Origin of the sequence: Rhizobium sp. T1470, from assembly GCF_042140505.1 — a bacterium.
Taxonomy (GTDB): domain Bacteria; phylum Pseudomonadota; class Alphaproteobacteria; order Rhizobiales; family Rhizobiaceae; genus Rhizobium; species Rhizobium favelukesii.
This window is the reverse complement of the sequence record NZ_CP148091.1, coordinates 1,524,129-1,539,185: the sequence shown is the minus strand read 5'-3', so window position 1 is coordinate 1,539,185 and position 15,057 is coordinate 1,524,129. Positions and strand designations below refer to the sequence as shown.

General features: G+C 59.7%; 18 protein-coding genes and 2 pseudogenes. 11 read left to right on the top strand and 9 right to left on the bottom strand.

Translation table 11 applies throughout. The annotated features are described in order from the left end of the window. Position 1: 1 nt before the first annotated feature. The gene (locus WGT02_RS07725; protein ID WP_208248454.1) at positions 2 to 763 is read right to left on the bottom strand and encodes an SOS response-associated peptidase; all 762 of its coding nucleotides are present in this window, start codon (positions 761 to 763) and stop codon (positions 2 to 4) included. Positions 764 to 805: 42 nt separating this feature from the next. Continuing rightward, positions 806 to 1,084: pseudogene (locus WGT02_RS07720) on the bottom strand (YnfA family protein). Between the two features lie 85 nt (positions 1,085 to 1,169). On the opposite strand from WGT02_RS07720, the gene WGT02_RS07715 reads away from it, so the two are divergent. The 8 genes from WGT02_RS07715 (at position 1,170) to WGT02_RS07680 (ending at position 5,839) form a co-directional block, all read left to right on the top strand. Beyond that, the gene (locus WGT02_RS07715) at positions 1,170 to 1,589 is read left to right on the top strand and encodes an NUDIX hydrolase (protein ID WP_024316437.1); all 420 of its coding nucleotides are present in this window, start codon (positions 1,170 to 1,172) and stop codon (positions 1,587 to 1,589) included. An 18-nt stretch (positions 1,590 to 1,607) separates the two neighbouring features. Continuing rightward, positions 1,608 to 2,078 carry a TIGR02301 family protein gene (locus WGT02_RS07710; RefSeq protein WP_037069200.1) on the top strand — a complete coding sequence of 157 codons (471 nt, stop codon included), beginning with the start codon at positions 1,608 to 1,610 and terminating at the stop codon, positions 2,076 to 2,078. A 100-nt stretch (positions 2,079 to 2,178) separates the two neighbouring features. After that, on the top strand, positions 2,179 to 2,436 hold the full coding sequence (locus tag WGT02_RS07705) for a hypothetical protein (RefSeq protein ID WP_018857413.1): 258 nt from the start codon (positions 2,179 to 2,181) through the stop codon (positions 2,434 to 2,436). Positions 2,437 to 2,453: 17 nt separating this feature from the next. Next, positions 2,454 to 3,200 carry a hypothetical protein gene (locus WGT02_RS07700; protein WP_024316435.1) on the top strand — a complete coding sequence of 249 codons (747 nt, stop codon included), beginning with the start codon at positions 2,454 to 2,456 and terminating at the stop codon, positions 3,198 to 3,200. A gap of 62 nt (positions 3,201 to 3,262) precedes the next feature. Further along, positions 3,263 to 4,096 (top strand): folate-binding protein YgfZ, encoded by an 834-nt coding sequence (locus WGT02_RS07695; protein WP_024316434.1) that lies wholly within the window; start codon positions 3,263 to 3,265, stop codon positions 4,094 to 4,096. Positions 4,097 to 4,125: 29 nt separating this feature from the next. Beyond that, complete coding sequence (locus tag WGT02_RS07690; RefSeq protein WP_176703593.1) at positions 4,126 to 4,698, top strand: YfbR-like 5'-deoxynucleotidase; 573 nt, start codon at positions 4,126 to 4,128, stop codon at positions 4,696 to 4,698. Continuing rightward, positions 4,695 to 5,246, top strand: a complete 552-nt coding sequence (locus WGT02_RS07685) for a tyrosine phosphatase family protein (protein WP_024316432.1) — start codon at positions 4,695 to 4,697, stop codon at positions 5,244 to 5,246. The genes WGT02_RS07690 and WGT02_RS07685 overlap by 4 nt, the downstream gene beginning before the upstream one ends. A gap of 20 nt (positions 5,247 to 5,266) precedes the next feature. Then, complete coding sequence (locus tag WGT02_RS07680; RefSeq protein WP_024316431.1) at positions 5,267 to 5,839, top strand: hypothetical protein; 573 nt, start codon at positions 5,267 to 5,269, stop codon at positions 5,837 to 5,839. Positions 5,840 to 5,852: 13 nt separating this feature from the next. Here WGT02_RS07680 and WGT02_RS07675 read toward each other — a convergent pair whose 3' ends face one another. Together WGT02_RS07675 and WGT02_RS07670 are read right to left on the bottom strand one after the other, a co-directional pair. Next, positions 5,853 to 6,368, bottom strand: a complete 516-nt coding sequence (locus tag WGT02_RS07675; RefSeq protein WP_024316430.1) for a superoxide dismutase family protein — start codon at positions 6,366 to 6,368, stop codon at positions 5,853 to 5,855. 119 nt (positions 6,369 to 6,487) lie between these two features. Beyond that, on the bottom strand, positions 6,488 to 6,796 hold the full coding sequence (locus tag WGT02_RS07670) for a hypothetical protein (protein ID WP_208248457.1): 309 nt from the start codon (positions 6,794 to 6,796) through the stop codon (positions 6,488 to 6,490). Between the two features lie 456 nt (positions 6,797 to 7,252). On the opposite strand from WGT02_RS07670, the gene WGT02_RS07665 reads away from it, so the two are divergent. Genes WGT02_RS07665 through WGT02_RS07655 form a run of 3 tightly spaced genes read left to right on the top strand, consistent with a single transcriptional unit; the run spans position 7,253 to position 10,712 of the window. Further along, entirely contained in the window at positions 7,253 to 9,196 is a 1,944-nt protein-coding gene (locus WGT02_RS07665; RefSeq protein ID WP_208248460.1) for a bifunctional diguanylate cyclase/phosphodiesterase, read from the top strand. Between the two features lie 4 nt (positions 9,197 to 9,200). Further along, the gene (locus WGT02_RS07660) at positions 9,201 to 9,845 is read left to right on the top strand and encodes an HD domain-containing protein (protein WP_208248463.1); all 645 of its coding nucleotides are present in this window, start codon (positions 9,201 to 9,203) and stop codon (positions 9,843 to 9,845) included. A gap of 9 nt (positions 9,846 to 9,854) precedes the next feature. After that, entirely contained in the window at positions 9,855 to 10,712 is an 858-nt protein-coding gene (locus tag WGT02_RS07655) for an MOSC domain-containing protein (RefSeq protein ID WP_208248467.1), read from the top strand. Position 10,713: 1 nt separating this feature from the next. Here WGT02_RS07655 and WGT02_RS07650 read toward each other — a convergent pair. From WGT02_RS07650 to era, 5 genes and pseudogenes are all read right to left on the bottom strand, one after another. Then, positions 10,714 to 11,701: pseudogene (locus WGT02_RS07650) on the bottom strand (aldo/keto reductase). Positions 11,702 to 11,809: 108 nt separating this feature from the next. Next, complete coding sequence (gene recO, locus WGT02_RS07645) at positions 11,810 to 12,568, bottom strand: DNA repair protein RecO (RefSeq protein ID WP_024313687.1); 759 nt, start codon at positions 12,566 to 12,568, stop codon at positions 11,810 to 11,812. Positions 12,569 to 12,634: 66 nt separating this feature from the next. Further along, positions 12,635 to 12,997 carry a response regulator gene (locus tag WGT02_RS07640; RefSeq protein WP_024313688.1) on the bottom strand — a complete coding sequence of 121 codons (363 nt, stop codon included), beginning with the start codon at positions 12,995 to 12,997 and terminating at the stop codon, positions 12,635 to 12,637. Between the two features lie 232 nt (positions 12,998 to 13,229). After that, positions 13,230 to 13,982 carry a Crp/Fnr family transcriptional regulator gene (locus tag WGT02_RS07635; protein WP_024313689.1) on the bottom strand — a complete coding sequence of 251 codons (753 nt, stop codon included), beginning with the start codon at positions 13,980 to 13,982 and terminating at the stop codon, positions 13,230 to 13,232. A gap of 131 nt (positions 13,983 to 14,113) precedes the next feature. Further along, positions 14,114 to 15,052 (bottom strand): GTPase Era, encoded by a 939-nt coding sequence (gene era, locus WGT02_RS07630; protein WP_208248470.1) that lies wholly within the window; start codon positions 15,050 to 15,052, stop codon positions 14,114 to 14,116. Between the last annotated feature and the right edge of the window lie 5 nt (positions 15,053 to 15,057).

Sequence of the window (15,057 nt, the reverse complement as noted above, 5' to 3'; positions counted from 1 at the left end):
ACTAGAAGAAGCTCAGCTGGCCATCGTCCGGCTTTTTCTTTTCAGGCGACGGCGGCTTTTCGACGGCCACTCTTTCCTGCAGATCGGCCCCCATGTTGGTCACCTTGTTGACCTTGTCGGAAACTGGGATTGCCTCGAAGAAATCCTCTTCCACCGGTTTCATCAGATCGGCCACGTCGCGCGGCTCCTGTGTCTTGCAATCCAGCCAGCGCGAAAAGTTCTCCGGCTTGATAACGACGGGCATGCGGTCGTGGATCGGTGCGATGCCAGCGTTTGCCGCGGTCGTCAGGATCGCGCCGGTATCGACCTCCGAACCATCGGCGGAGGACCACGTTTCCATCAGGCCCGCGAACGCGACAACACCGCCGCCGCGCGGCTTGATCCAATAGGCCTGGGACCTCTCGCCGCTCTCCTTGCTGGGGCGATGCCATTCATAGAATCCGGAAGCGGGCACGAGCACGCGCCGATGGCGCATGGCGGCGCGAAACGATGCCTTGCCAATCGCCGTTTCGGCGCGGGCATTGATCAGGAGCGGAAATTGCTTCGGATCCTTTACCCAGCCGGGCGTAAAGCCCCAGCGTACGAGCACCGCGCGCCGCTCGGGAAGGTTGCTGCCTTTCTCCCTTGTTTCATCGCAGACGACGACCAGAATGGGCTGGGTCGGGGCAACGTTGAGACGCGCGGGAAAATCCTCGAGATCCATGATCCCCAAGATTTCCTTGAGTTCTTCGGGGGAAATCGTCAGCGCATAACGTCCACACATGGGGATGTCTTTGCACTCAGACCCGCTATGGTCAAGGCTCACTCAGCCACGCGGGGCGACCAGTATGATTGGAGTGCCCACCGCGGCCAAAGAGCGCGCCGCCGATGTCCCGAGGCGACGATGTAGATGCGCCATAGGCGGCAAATGTGCGGCCGGCGGCCTCGCTCGGCACAAGCCTGAGAAGCCAGGCGAACAGCGCCAGAGACACCATGCCTGGCGCGAGCCACCATTCAGGCTTTGCCATCTTTCAGCCATGCCCAGAATAAAAAAGCAACCGGCAATCTCGAAAACAGCTGCAGCGACATAGATGATATAAGTCACGGCTCCTTCGAATCGCCGAACTCAATATCCGGCGCAACGTCGGTTGCGCCAAGCACAGCCACCACCAATCGACGCGGATCCGTCTATGACTTGCACTCCGAAGGCGGCATCCTCCGCCATCCTGCAGCGCGGCGACCGGTTCCTCCTCGTGCTCCGGCGCAATCCGCCGTCGGCCGACATGTATGCCTTTCCGGGAGGACGGGCCGAACCCGGCGAGACGCCCGCGGAAACCGCGCTGCGGGAATTCGAGGAGGAGACCGGCATAAAGGCCCGCGGCCCTCGGCTCTTCGCAACATACGATCTGAAGACACATTCCGCCGACGGCACTGTCGTGAGCCATTTCTTCCTTTCGGTGTTTCAAGTCGAGGCGGACGACGAGACTGTCGCCATCGCCGCCGACGACGCAGCCGACCTCGGCTGGTTCAGCGTCGAAGAGATCCGCCGACTGCCCGCCCCTCAAAGCGTGCTTGAATGCGCCGAACGCCTGGCGTCCGGCAGTGAATAAGCAAGTGGAAATTCCTGCATGCGCCTTGTTCCCGTCACTGTCAGCGTATCAACTATGAGCATGATTCCCGTTCGATGCGCGCTCCTGTCTCTTGCATTGTGCGCAAGCGCCGCCCTACCCGACCCCGCATGGGCACAGGGCCCGACGCCAACACTGCCGGAGGAGAATGCGCCAAAAGCGGTCATCGTGCCCTATGACGACAAGCTCTCGCGGCTTGCCGAAGTGCTGGGCTCAGTTCACTACCTGAGGACTCTGTGCAAAGCGGAAAACAGCGGCGAATGGCGAGGGCGCATGCAGCAATTGCTTGATTCAGAAGCCAAAGACGAACCACAGCGTAAGGAACAGTTGACCGCGGCCTTCAATCGCGGCTACCGCGCCTTCGCGTCGGTTTATACGGATTGCACGTCGGCAGCCATCGTGGCAGAAGAGCGATACCGTGCCGAAGGTGCAACACTTGCCACAGAAATTACGTCACGGTTCGGAAATTAACGGTTAATTAACCTCTTTTCACACCCGGCCGTGTCGTTTTGGGAAAAGGCTGATAAGGTTGTTAACTAGGCAGTAAGGCATGCAGTTTGAGGAAATGACAATGGAACCAAGCCTCAATGACATCGACGACATGATCGTTCATGAGAAGACTCAGGCGGCCTTGGAGTACCATAACGAAGCCTGGGCCGACGGCATGGCAGACGGAATCGAACCCGAGATCATCGCCGATACAGCAATCATCCATGCGCTACGTGAAACCATTCGCCTCCATGGCGAAAACAGTGCCGAAGCGCTGCTGGATTCTTTGCGCGAGCGTATGCTTGCCGGCGAGTTTTCTCCGAACCGCACCTTGCAATAACGATCACAGAGAGCTTCATGCATACCGCTAGGGACAATGCTTCGCGGCCCGCGATCGCGCCGCTTTTGCTTGCAATCGGCCTTAGCGCCAGCAGCTTTTTGACCGGGACCTCGGCCCTGGCACTTTCCGAGCTGCAGAAGACCCCGGGCCAAGCTGAACAAAGCGCTCCGGGGCAAGGCAGCGAAAAGCCTGCAGCATCGCCAACCGCGCCCGGTGTTCCGATGCCCGACCCGCTGGTCAACTCGCAGGCCGGCCAGGGCAACGACAAGACACCCGGCGCCCAGGACAGCACGAAGCCTGTCGAAGTCATCTACGATATCAGCAAGGTCCCCGAGCCCGTTCGCAAGATGCGCGAGCAGATCGTCGAAGCTGCCGCTTCGGGCGATCTCGAGCGGCTGCGGCCTCTGCTCGGCACAGGCTCCGGCCAGACCCAGGTAACAGTCGGCGAGCCGACCGACGATCCAATCAGCGCACTCAAGGACCTTTCGGGCGATCCCGAGGGCGATGAGATCCTGGCGATCATGCTCGACATCATTTCCACCGGGTTCGTTCATGTTGGCCAAGGCACGCCTGACGAGATGTACGTCTGGCCCTACTTCGCCGAGAAGGATCTCAAGGCGCTGACACCCCCCGAGCGGGTCGAATTGCTACGCATCGTTACAGCAGGTGACCTGTCCGACATGCAGGAATTCGGCGGCTATAATTTCTATCGGCTGGGCATCACCCCCGACGGCAAGTGGAAGTACTTCACCGCCGGCGACTGAGGCTTGCGAACCCTTAAACGAAGACATACTTCTGAGCGATAACGAACGCGACAGGTGCCGCCATGCCAGCCGTATTTCTGAAGAACCGCTCGCTCATCCGGGTCAGCGGCTCAGAGGCTCAATCCTTCCTGCAGAACCTGATCACCACAGACATCGCCGCACTTTCGGCCGACGAAGCGCGGCCAGGCGCGCTCTTGACCCCTCAGGGCAAAATCCTCTTCGACTTCATGATCTGGCGGGACGGCGACCGGTTCGTCATCGAGACGGATCATCATCAGCGGGATGCCCTGCTCAAGCGCCTGACGATGTATAAGCTCCGGGCTGCCATCGACCTGTCGCCTGCCGGCGAAGGCATGACGGTTTCCTGGGAAAATACAAACAATGGGCTTGCTGACAGCCGTTTTACCAAGGCCGGCATCACTCTTGTCCGGCAACCGGGTCAGCACGGCACCGACGATCTCGAGGCTTACGATGCGTTGCGCATTGCAAACGGCATCGCCGTGTCCGGACAGGATTATGCCCTGCAGGATGCCTTCCCGCACGATGTCCTGATGGATTTCAACGGCAGCCTCTCCTTCAAGAAGGGCTGCTATGTCGGCCAGGAGGTCGTCTCACGCATGCAGCATCGTGGAACAGCGCGCCGCCGCGTCGTTACGGTGAAGGCCGAGGTGGCACTCCCGTCATCGGGGACGGAGATAACGGCCGCGGGCAAGCCGGTCGGCGCACTCGGCTCGGTCGTGGGAAAAGGCGGGCTTGCGATCGTTCGCATCGACCGTGCCGGTGAAGCCATGGCATCACACACGCCGCTGCTGGCAGGCGACACATCCGTTACCCTGGAATTGCCTGCCTGGACGGGGCTGACATTCCCGTCGACGGCGGACGAGGCAAGCGCGTGACCGCAAAGGCGCCGCGCGCGTGGCAACGCATGCTTTCAGGCCGCCGGCTCGATCTCCTCGACCCCTCTCCCGTCGACGTCGAGGTGAGCGATATCGCACATGGACTTGCGCGCGTCGCCCGCTGGAACGGACAGACCTCGGGGGATCACGCCTTTTCCGTCGCCCAGCATTGCCTTGTCGTTGAGGACATTTTCCGCCGCCTCAACGAAGCGACCGCCGAACAATGCCTGATGGCGCTGCTGCACGATGCGCCGGAATATGTGATCGGCGACATGATTTCACCATTCAAGTCGGTCGTCGGCGGCGGATACAAGGCCGTCGAAAAGCGGCTGGAGGCTGCTATCCATCTTCGCTTCGGCCTGCCACCTCACCCAACACGCGAGCTCAAGGACAGGATAAAGAACGCCGACACCATCGCCGCTTATTTCGAGGCGACGCAGCTTGCCGGCTTTACCTCGGCGGAGGCGCAGAAGTTCTTCGGCCAGCCACGTGGGATCAGCAAAGACATGCTGCTAATGACCCCGCTGCCTGCTGTCGAGGCGCAACGCCTCTTTTGCGCGCGCTTCGAGGCAATCGAGGCCATTCGAGGCGGCAAAGCATGACCAGGATCGTTGTTGCGCCCCTTTCCCGGATCGCCGAGATGGCGGTCAGGCATGGCGCGCGCGAGATGATCAGCCTGATGGCGAAGGAGCAAGCCTTTCACCGGCCTGCCGTGATCCAGGCGCACCGGCACCTTCTCCTGAATATGAATGACATCGCCTTCAGGGGAACCGGCAACCTTGTCGCGCCTGATGAAACCCATGTGCAGGAGATCATCGATTTTACGCGCGATTGGGATCGGGGCGCGCCTCTTCTCATCCACTGCTGGATGGGCGTGTCACGGTCGCCCGCCGCCGCCTTGATTGCGGCTCTTTCCGTGTCGCCGGAGCAAGAGGACATGGGGCTCGTCCGCCGGCTGCGCGCTGCCTCCCCCTATGCGACACCCAATGCGCGCCTCGTTCAAATCGGTGACGACATGCTCGGCCGCAGGGGACGGCTGGTCGATGCGGTTCGCGTTATCGGCAGAGGCGCCGATGCGGACGGAAACGCGCCGTTTACGCTGAACGTGGAAGAGCCGACCGCCGGAACGTTTTCAGTCGATACCGGTTAACCTCTAGAGGAGGTTGATCGATGTCGCTGCAGAACTATCGCGATACGTTTGTGAGCTGTTTGGCGACACTCAAGAGCCTGACAAGCGCGTCCGACGAATATGCGCGGTTTCGGTGGCAAGCGATCTATCTCACGCGTGACCGATTTTCCTATTTCTTCCGGGGAGATCTGGATGGTGTCAAAACCAGCTTCTTCGGCCAGCAGATGGACGTGACCACCGGCGCCACCAGCTCGGTTCCGACGCGCTCGATCACGCTTTATGGGGCAACATTCGGCCTGAACGAGGCTATCACCGTCTATGATGGGCCGCAGAAGTCTGTCATCGACGTCGCGCAAGCCTTCAGCGAAGAAGGCGCTGAATACCAGGCTGAGTTCTTCTATGTCAGGATGAACCTGCTGTACTCGGGAGAAGACGGCCGCATCGGCTTCGGCATCGATCCCCTGCTGCGCGAAAACACCAATATCATATTTGTCGGGCTGGAGGACCACGCCACCGCCGATCTGCTCGAAGCGAGCAGTGCCGGGCAATGGGTCGCGACGGATAAGCCCATGGCATCAAGCGAGTGGTACGCCGAGCGATACTACTATCGCTGACGTTGCAGCGACGCTACTTGATGACGCCGCACGCCAGGCGCTTGCCTGCATCCCCTGCAGGTTGGCTGCGATAATCATCGGAATTGGCGTGAACGATCAGCGCTCGACCGCGGATGCCATCGGTCTTGCCGTCGAGGGTGACCATGCTGTCAAAGATTTGCGCCCGCAGAACGCCATCCTGGTCAACATACTGATTAGGCATATCACCGGCGTGGGGTCCCTTTGCAGACAACAGACCATGTTCAGCATTGGTCGGATTGAAGTGTTTTCCAGCCGACTCGTGATGCACGGCCGCGTCGCAATTGCCGGTCTCGTGGACATGGAATGCGACCCATTTGTTCGCAGGCAATCCAGCGACTTCGACCTCGATCAGTACACCGCCGTTCGCTGCAGCCGTCAGAGTGGCTCGACCGCTTGCCTTTCCGTCACCGCCGACGAAGTCCGCGGTGGCCGTTTGCTTGTCCTGAGCCAACGTGGCCGAAGAGACCGCAATGAACGCCAGAGCGGCAATCGAGAGGACTGTTTTCATTGGAGCTTCCTTCTCTTGCATCGCTGCTTTCAACGTGCGAGGCGTGAACCTGTTCCTGAAATGGCAGCAAAGAAAAGACGGCCCCTGGGCCGGCCTTGCGAATTTGGCGCACGGCGCGATCAGGCGACGGGATCGAGATCGTACTGACCGTAGGTGCTCTTATACAGATCGTTAGAAGCGTTATGCTGCTGATAGAAGTTGACGCTTCCGCTCTCGCGCGTGCCCATCATGAATGTAAGCACGCCATCAGACAGCTTGGGCGCAAATTCCTGGATCGTATCTTCTTCGCCCAACTGCTTTAAAATGCCCGGCCTATCGTCAGCCGCCCGCTCGCCCCTGCTCAGCAGGCCGTCGCCATTTGTGTCCAGCCGCGACAGCGTCGCGAGATACGCGTAAGACGTATCACCAGCCGATGAAACTTGGCTCATACAAACCTCCATTCACCGCCGTTTCGGTGATGTTTGTACGCAATACGAAATGGGGAAAATCAAAGACTAATCGGTCGTTAAACTGATTTGCGCACTGCGTCAATAAGCTGTTAACATGCCATTAACCATGATTGACAAAGTGTGATCTCGGCGCATCAGCGACGTGTGGTCCGGGCCCAGATCGCCTGCATTTGCGCGCATTTCGGCTGAAGCAGCCAAATATCCTCCCAACGATATATTCGTTTGCGTCGCAATAGAATTTTAATGCGACCAACGGATTATCTTTGCCGCGGCGGCACCTGCCGGTTGAGTTTAAGATTGTATTGACGATAGTTTTTTCGATTGTTTCAGAAAGTCCTTTCATGTTTGACGCGCCGCGTCGCAATTGCAGGTTAGCAGGCGGTTCACTGGGCTCCGCATATCTTCCTTTCTCTCCCGACGTGGAGATTGCCGCAAATGGACGCTGAAGCCCTTTTTCGGCAACAGTGCACAACCGCTATCAATGAGGACGGGTCTGCCAACGCCGAGCGTCTGATGGCTCTTGTCGTCGAGACATATCGGCTGCAGGCAGGAAAGAAGCCCGCTGCCGAGGATCGTTCTCGGCTGCTCGTCAAGGAAAACGGCGAGCTGAAGGGCAACCTCGTCGCCTCAAAGGAAGATCTTGCGGAGCAGAAGCGCCTCTTCGGGAACGTTCTCGACAACCTGCCTCAGGGCCTGAGTGTCTTCGACTCACAGCAGCGGTTGATGGTCTGCAACATCCGCTTCCGGCAACTCTTCGGGTTCAGCAGCGAGGAGGCCTCTCCCAGCGCTTCGTTGGGATCGCTGATCGCAAAGATCCGCGGCAACGAGCGCGGTGAGAAAAAGGTTTCCCGTTTGCGTGACGCCGCCTCGGAGGGCGGACACATCCGTCACCGCGAATGGGTGATGGAAGACGGCCGCACGATCCAGAGCGTTATCACCGTCCTGCCCGATGGGAGCAATATTTCCATCCACGCCGACATCACCGAAGACCGAAAAGCGGCCGAGCGTATTGCCTATCTCGCTCATCACGATCCGCTGACAGGCCTGCCGAACCGCATCCGCCTCAGGGAGAGCATCGACGCCGCGCTGGCCGGCCGCAAGCCGGACGAACACATCGCCCTCGTGCACCTCAATCTTGATCGCTTCAAATCGATCAACAACACGCTCGGCGTCTCGGCCGGGGACAAGATCCTGCGGCAGGTGGCCGAGCGCATCCGCATGTCGGCCGGCGCTGGCAATGTGCTGGCACGCCTTGGCTCGGACGAATTTGCGGTTCTCCAATCCGGGCGGCAGCAGCCTTGGAATGTCACGGCTCTTGTCGACCAGATCCGGCGGGAACTTTCCGAGCCGTTCTTTCGCGGCGACAAAGCCGTCGAGCTCAGCGTGTCGATGGGTATCGCCATCAGTCCGCAAGACGGAACGGAGACGGATGTCCTGCTGAAACATGCCGGCGTCGCGCTGTCGCACGCCAAGAGCAGCGGCGGCAACGGCGAGCGTTTCTTCACCGCCGAGATGGAAGCTGAAATCGAAGCGCGGCATGCGCTCGAAGCGGATTTGCGCAAAGCGGTGGAACGCGAGGAGTTCGAGCTTCATTATCAACCGCTCTATGATCTCGGCCAGCAGCGGATCTGCGGTTTCGAGGCGCTCGTGCGATGGAACCACCCGACGCGTGGTCGGGTGCCGCCGCTGGAATTCATCCCTCTTGCGGAAGAGGTCGGGCTCGTCGTCGACATCGGGCGCTGGGTGCTGCGCCGCGCCTGCCGCGATGCGGTGCACTGGCCGGAAGATATCAAGGTCGCAGTCAACGTTTCAGCCATTCAATTCACGAACAGCGATCTGCCGGCCGATGTCGCCGCAGCACTGGCGGAAGCACGGCTTGCGGCCTGCCGTTTGGAAATCGAGATCACCGAAAGAGTGCTGATGGAAAACCTCGATGAGGCCCTGCCCATCCTGCACGTGCTCAAACAAAGCGGCATTCGCATCGCCATGGACGATTTCGGCACCGGCTACTCATCGCTGAGCTATCTCCGGCGGTTCCCGTTCGACAAGATCAAGATCGACAAGTCGTTCGTCAACGGTATCGTCGAAGACAGGGAAGCCTTTGCGATCATGCGCGCCATCATCCTTCTCGGCGATGCGCTCGGCATGCGCGTAACTGTGGAAGGTGTGGAAACGGCCGAGCAGTTGGCGCTGCTGCAGCGTGAAGCCTGCGATGAGATCCAGGGCTATCACATCAGTCCGCCGCGGCCTGTCGTCGACGTGCCCGACCTGTTGTCGCAGCCACCCGGAACACACCAGCACCAGGGCGAGCTGACACGCACTTCGTTGCGACTCGTGGTTCCTGCGTTTATGGAAGGACACCCCCTTCTAATGCGGTGATCCCATGTTCCAGGCGAAGGCCTTTGCTCCATTTGAAAATCTTGCGACCGAGCTCGTGCCGCATTCGTCTGAAGGCGACGACGGCTCGCATGACCTTGCGCATGTCTTGCGTGTCTTCAAGAACGCGATGCGAATCCAGGCTCTGGAGGGTGGCGATGCAAGGATCCTTGCGGCTGCCGTCCTTCTGCATGACTGCGTCGCCGTGGAAAAGAACTCCCCCATACGATCGAGGGCCTCTGCACTGGCGGCAGAAAAGGCATCGGCTATTCTCGCCGAGCTTGGCTGGGACGGCAATGATATCGCATCAGTCGCGCACGCGATCGTCGCGCACAGCTTCTCCGTCAACGTCGCGCCGGAGACCCTGGAAGCCAAGATACTGCAGGATGCCGACCGGCTGGACGCGATAGGCATGGTCGGCGCCGGGCGTTGCTTCTATATCGGTGGGCGGATGTCGTCAGCGCTCTACGACCCGTTCGATCCGGCTGGCAGCTATCGAGAGCTTGACGACAAACGATATGTCATCGACCACTTCCAGACCAAGCTGTTCAAACTGGCGGATGGCTTTCAGACGAAAGCAGGGCGGGCGCTTGCGGCCGCACGCGACGAACGGCTGCGAGACTTCCTCGCGGCATTCATGGACGAAATCTAGGAGCACTTGATGCGTATCACCGATCTTTTCATCTATCCGCTCAAGAGTGCTCGAGGTATTGCCCTGCCGTCCTCCGAGATCGATGCATTCGGGCTGCCGGGCGACCGGCGTGCGATGATCACCGATCGGGACGGACACTTTATCACACAGCGCGAATTGCCCGAGCTTGCGCGCATTGCCGTGCAGGCCGGGCCGTCTCAGCTCCATCTCACCATGGGTGGTGACAAGCAGATGATTGCGCAGATCCCGATTGCCGCAAGGCGAATGGACGTTTCGATCTGGAAGTCCATCGTCGATGCTGCGGTTGCCGATGACGTGGCGAATAACCAACTTTCCGCTTGGCTGGGGCGAGACGTAAGACTGGTGTTTTTCGATGGGGATGCCAGGCGCTCCGCCAGCGCAGAATGGGCCGGCGAAGGCACACCGGTTACATTTACCGATGGCTACCAGATCCTGGTGACGACGACCGCCTCCCTACGGGCACTGAATGCCGACCTCGAAAGGCACGGCGAAGATGGTGTCGGCATGGAGCGGTTCCGGCCCAACATCGTCCTCGATACCGATGAAGCTTGGCAGGAAGATCGTTGGGCAGCGATCGAAATCGGAGGCATTCGTTTCGATCTTGTCAAACCCTGCGCGCGCTGCATCATGACGACGCAGGACCAATCGACCGGATCGCGCGACGTTCCCAACCCGATGCCAGCCATGGGCCGCATTCGGATGTCGGCGGACCGGCGCGTACCCGGCCCGCTCTTTGGCTGGAATGTCACGCCTCGTGGAGTCGGCCGGATAACGGTCGGCGACCCGGTCAAAGTCATCGAAGAGAGGCCCGCGGGCTGGGCTTTCAAGATCCGGAACCGCGACTAAATTAGGCCCGAACCTTGGCAAGCGTCTCGTCTATTTCCGTCATGACCGCTGGCGATAGCGGTCCTTTGGCCAGCGCGCCGGCGTTTTCTTCAACCTGGGCGACGGTGCGGAAGCCCGGGATCGGCAAGGTTCGAGGCGAGCGCGCCCAGAGCCACGCCAGAGCCCCTTGCGTGAGAGTTCGACCGTCGGACCTCAACAGCTCGCGAATCGCCTCCAGTCGGGCCGCGAACTCAGGCGCGATGCGCCCCGACCATCCAATCGAGGCTCGCGCCGCGAACATCCTTGTCGCCGACCTTCGTGTCGGCGCGGAATTTTCCGCTGAGCAACCCCATCGCGAGCGGCCCGCGGTTAATCGAGATCAGTCCATGCCGTTCGATCACCGAGATCATATCCGGCACCGGCTCGAAGACGTTCATCGTGTGCTGGATGGAAACGAAACCACGACGCTCGGCATGTCGTGCAGCACGATCCGGAAAGTCGGTGCTCCAGCCGAAGGCGTCGATCTTGCCCTCGCTGCGCAGTTTCTCCAGCGTTTCGAAGACCGCGTCTGACTGCTCCAGCGGAAAATCGTTCAGATGAAACTGGAGCAGATCGAGGCGATCCCGCTTCAACCGACGGAGCGATGTTTCGGCCGAGCGACGAATGAAGACTGGATCGGCGAAGGCCCCGGTCGCCTGCTTTGTCTCGGGGTCGGTGGCAAAACCGAACTTGGTCGCGATGACAATATCACTGCGGTTGCCGATCGCGCGCCCGAGGATTTCCTCTGAATGCCCCGCCCCATAGTTTGAAGCTGTATCAAAGAAACGGATACCGAGCTCGATTGCGCGATGAATGGCGGCGACGGACACGTCATCGACCTCACCCCAGCCGAGCGGCGTATCGCCGGCATAGAACGGCCCGCCGATCGCCCAGCAGCCCATACCCAATCTGGGTATTTCGTAATTGTTCCAGTGGTTTATCGTGGTCGTCACATTGGGCTTGGTCAGCATCGTCTACTCCTCCGATCGCTGGGCTGCATGCGATCGAAATAGGCAGGCGCGTGAGGCGCGTAAAGCACCTGCTCTGCATGATATTTTTCACCAATGAAAAACGGTCGATCAGGCCGGCAGTTCGTCCTGCGTGGCGGCTGCCTTCAGCGCTTTCAGCGCCGCCTGAACGAAGCCCTCGCGTGCAGCCGCCGCCTGCACTCCGCGCGGCTCATAGACATGGCGATGGAGAAAGAATGCCGTTAAGCGGAACGCAGCGTTGAGGCTGTCGATATCGGCTGCGCGGTTTTCCTCGCTGCTCAGGAATGACGGCAGGAGCAGCATCTTGTCCGCCCATGGAGCCCCCGCAGTCCGGCTGACTGCCCTGCCCGACTTCGGCGACACATAGGCAAGGTCGGAACGCGCGCCCGTAGCGGCACATTCGGTCAGATCGAGGCCGAAACCAAGGTCGTTCAGAACTGCGAGTTCGAACCGGACAAAAAGCTCACCAGCATCGGCCGGATTGTGGAGATTGTCGAGGATGACCTCAAGCGCTTCGAAGAGATGCGGGTGCGGATCTCGTTCCGGCAAAAACCGCAGCAGCGCGCCCATGGCCTGTACACCATAGACGGCAGTCGCCGTTTCCATCAGGCGCGCGGCCCGCAACGTCAGCGGCTCGATGCGAAACTCTCCAAGGTGCTCATCAAGGCGCGCGCGCCATGTGACCTCGACCTCATTGCCGGGCTGAAGGACAGGTTGCATTGCCCGCGACCGGCCGGCACGGACCATACCCAGATGGCGCCCGCGCTCACGCGTCATCACCTCGGCGATAACGCTCGTCTCGCCGTGGCGCTTGACGCCCAAGATGATTGCCCGGTCGTGCCACTGCATCGGAAGCGAACCTTGAACCTTCGATTCGATCCTACCGCAACACCGGTGCTCTGTCATGAAAAGGCATTAGACGCTGGCTGGGAAGAGCTTCTGAAGGAAGTCGCGCATCGCCGATTCGCCAAACGGTTTGACGAGCAGGGGCACATTCTGGAGATCTTCGGGAAAATCCTTCGTGTCCGAATAGCCGCTCACAAACCCAAACGGGATGTTGATGTTGGCCAAATGACGGGCGAAATCGAAGCTCATGACTTCGCCGAGGTTGACGTCCAGCAACGCGAAATCGAAGGTTTCGGTCTTGGTCGCCTCCATTGCCTGGTCGAGGCTGCTGACAATACCAATCGTTTCCACGCCTACCTGGCGAAGGATATCCTCGGCTTCCATCGCGATGATCAAACTGTCCTCAAGGACCAGAACACGGTTTGCCTTCATACCCAATACGCCCCTCGCTGAGTGTCATCGAAGACGCTCGGCATTGCATTTCCCGGATTTCTACCTCTGACGCCCCATGGCTCATTGGCCGACAACCATTTACCGCTTAGCTTGCATAGCCGCTTTTTCGTTTCGCGTCGATAAAAAGCAAAGCAGGAAGAAAGGTGGCACGGAGGATCTTAGGTCCCCTTCGCGTGATGCGCATTTAGAAAAGACATACCGGCGACGCGTATCATATGAAGGGACGGACTTTCTCTCCGAGCCCCTCCCAGCCAGCAGCAGCCATCAGGCCTTCGCCATCGAGCACCTCGCAGGCACGCTCCTGCCAGCGGATGAGGTTACGATTGGCGAGTTTTTTCAATGTCTTGTTGGTATGAACAATCGAAAGCCCCAACGTATCGGCCACATGCTGCTGCGTGATCGGAATCGACGGATGGCCGTTGAAGAGCTTCAACACCCTCCCGCGCTCAAATAGAAAGGCGATGAGGTAGGCGGCCCGTTCGAGCGCCGTCCGACGGCCAATGCTCAACAGGTGTTCGTCAAGGATGCGTTCCTCTTGGGCAGCAATCCAGGTGATGTCGAAGGCCAGAGACGCATGCTTGCTATAGAGGGTCATCAGCTTGTCGCGCTCGAAGACGCAAAGAGACACAGGCGACAACGCTTCGACGGAATGCTGCATTTCCCCCATGATCGTTCCCTGAAGACCGATTAGATCACCGGGCATTACATAGTTCAGGATTTGCCGGCGCCCGTCCTCCAGTGCCTTGTAGCGGAAGCCCCAGCCGGAAAGAACGGTGAACAGGTGCGCACTATGTGCGCCCTCGACGAGGATCGTGGCACCGGCATCCACGGCCAGCTCGCCTCTCTTGAACTTCGAAACGAATTCGAGCTCTTCGCTGCTGAACTCCCTGAACGTCGCGATCGCACGCAACGGACAGCGCTCGCACGGCGTTTTGAACGAGGAAGTGGGGCGCTGGGTCACCATACAGGCCCTTGTGCTCAAAGGAAGAGCGCCGCCGGATTTGGCGCGCTTCACATAGGAACACCCGAACCCCGAGGGTTGTTCCACACGGAGGCAATTTTTACTATAGAAACAAAGCTGTAGAAGGGTCGGCCCTACTTCGGAAAATCCAGCCCCATTTCGCGGAAGCGCTCGGGGTCATCGCCCCAGTTTTCGCGAACCTTCACGAACAGGAAAAGATGGACCGGCTGTTCGAGGATTTCGGAGAGCTCCCGTCGGGAGGCCGACGAGATCGCCTTGATGGTTTCGCCGCCCTTGCCGAGCGCGATTTTCTTCTGGCTGTCGCGTTCGACGTAGATCACCTGCTCGATCCGGACCGAGCCGTCCTTGCGCTCTTCCCACTTCTCAGTCTCGACATGCGATGAATAGGGAAGCTCCTGATGCAGCCGCAGGAACAGCTTCTCGCGGGTAATCTCCGCCGCAAGCTGGCGCATCGGCAGATCGGAAATCTGATCTTCGGGATAGTACCAAGGTCCCTCGGGTAGCGTCTTTGCCAGATAATCCATGACGTCGTCGCAACCGGAACCATTCTCGGCCGAGATCATGAAGGTATGAGTGAAGTCAATCTTCTCGTTGGCGGCTGCCGAGAGCGCCAGCAGATCTTCGCGTTTGACGCGGTCGATCTTGTTCAAGACGAGGATTTTCGGCTGATGCACCTCCTTGAGGCCCTCAAGGATGGCTTCCGCATCACCGCGCAGACCGCGTTCGCTGTCGATCAGCAACATGATCAGGTCGGCATCCTTGGCGCCGCCCCAGGCCGATGTGACCATGGCGCGGTCGAGCCGCCGACGCGGCTTGAAAATACCAGGCGTATCCATGAACACGACTTGCGCATTGTCGTGGATCGCGATGCCGCGCACGATGGCGCGCGTCGTCTGCACCTTATGGCTGACGATGGAGACCTTGGCGCCGACCAGGCGGTTGACCAGCGTCGACTTGCCGGCGTTGGTCGCCCCGATCAGAGCGACGAAGCCCGATCGTGTCGCGCCCGCAGTTTCAGGGGCGTCATCCGCCATATCTTGTTCTTCCGTCATTTATC

What these genes read in the sequence shown, in the direction of transcription:
- WGT02_RS07725 (WP_208248454.1), bottom strand. Translation starts at nt 763, where the DNA reads ATGTGTGGACGTTATGCGCTGACGATTTCCCCCGAAGAACTCAAGGAA.
- WGT02_RS07715 (WP_024316437.1), top strand. Translation starts at nt 1,170, where the DNA reads ATGACTTGCACTCCGAAGGCGGCATCCTCCGCCATCCTGCAGCGCGGC.
- WGT02_RS07710 (WP_037069200.1), top strand. Translation starts at nt 1,608, where the DNA reads ATGCGCCTTGTTCCCGTCACTGTCAGCGTATCAACTATGAGCATGATT.
- WGT02_RS07705 (WP_018857413.1), top strand. Translation starts at nt 2,179, where the DNA reads ATGGAACCAAGCCTCAATGACATCGACGACATGATCGTTCATGAGAAG.
- WGT02_RS07700 (WP_024316435.1), top strand. Translation starts at nt 2,454, where the DNA reads ATGCATACCGCTAGGGACAATGCTTCGCGGCCCGCGATCGCGCCGCTT.
- WGT02_RS07695 (WP_024316434.1), top strand. Translation starts at nt 3,263, where the DNA reads ATGCCAGCCGTATTTCTGAAGAACCGCTCGCTCATCCGGGTCAGCGGC.
- WGT02_RS07690 (WP_176703593.1), top strand. Translation starts at nt 4,126, where the DNA reads ATGCTTTCAGGCCGCCGGCTCGATCTCCTCGACCCCTCTCCCGTCGAC.
- WGT02_RS07685 (WP_024316432.1), top strand. Translation starts at nt 4,695, where the DNA reads ATGACCAGGATCGTTGTTGCGCCCCTTTCCCGGATCGCCGAGATGGCG.
- WGT02_RS07680 (WP_024316431.1), top strand. Translation starts at nt 5,267, where the DNA reads ATGTCGCTGCAGAACTATCGCGATACGTTTGTGAGCTGTTTGGCGACA.
- WGT02_RS07675 (WP_024316430.1), bottom strand. Translation starts at nt 6,368, where the DNA reads ATGAAAACAGTCCTCTCGATTGCCGCTCTGGCGTTCATTGCGGTCTCT.
- WGT02_RS07670 (WP_208248457.1), bottom strand. Translation starts at nt 6,796, where the DNA reads ATGAGCCAAGTTTCATCGGCTGGTGATACGTCTTACGCGTATCTCGCG.
- WGT02_RS07665 (WP_208248460.1), top strand. Translation starts at nt 7,253, where the DNA reads ATGGACGCTGAAGCCCTTTTTCGGCAACAGTGCACAACCGCTATCAAT.
- WGT02_RS07660 (WP_208248463.1), top strand. Translation starts at nt 9,201, where the DNA reads ATGTTCCAGGCGAAGGCCTTTGCTCCATTTGAAAATCTTGCGACCGAG.
- WGT02_RS07655 (WP_208248467.1), top strand. Translation starts at nt 9,855, where the DNA reads ATGCGTATCACCGATCTTTTCATCTATCCGCTCAAGAGTGCTCGAGGT.
- recO (WP_024313687.1), bottom strand. Translation starts at nt 12,568, where the DNA reads ATGCAGTGGCACGACCGGGCAATCATCTTGGGCGTCAAGCGCCACGGC.
- WGT02_RS07640 (WP_024313688.1), bottom strand. Translation starts at nt 12,997, where the DNA reads ATGAAGGCAAACCGTGTTCTGGTCCTTGAGGACAGTTTGATCATCGCG.
- WGT02_RS07635 (WP_024313689.1), bottom strand. Translation starts at nt 13,982, where the DNA reads ATGGTGACCCAGCGCCCCACTTCCTCGTTCAAAACGCCGTGCGAGCGC.
- era (WP_208248470.1), bottom strand. Translation starts at nt 15,052, where the DNA reads ATGACGGAAGAACAAGATATGGCGGATGACGCCCCTGAAACTGCGGGC.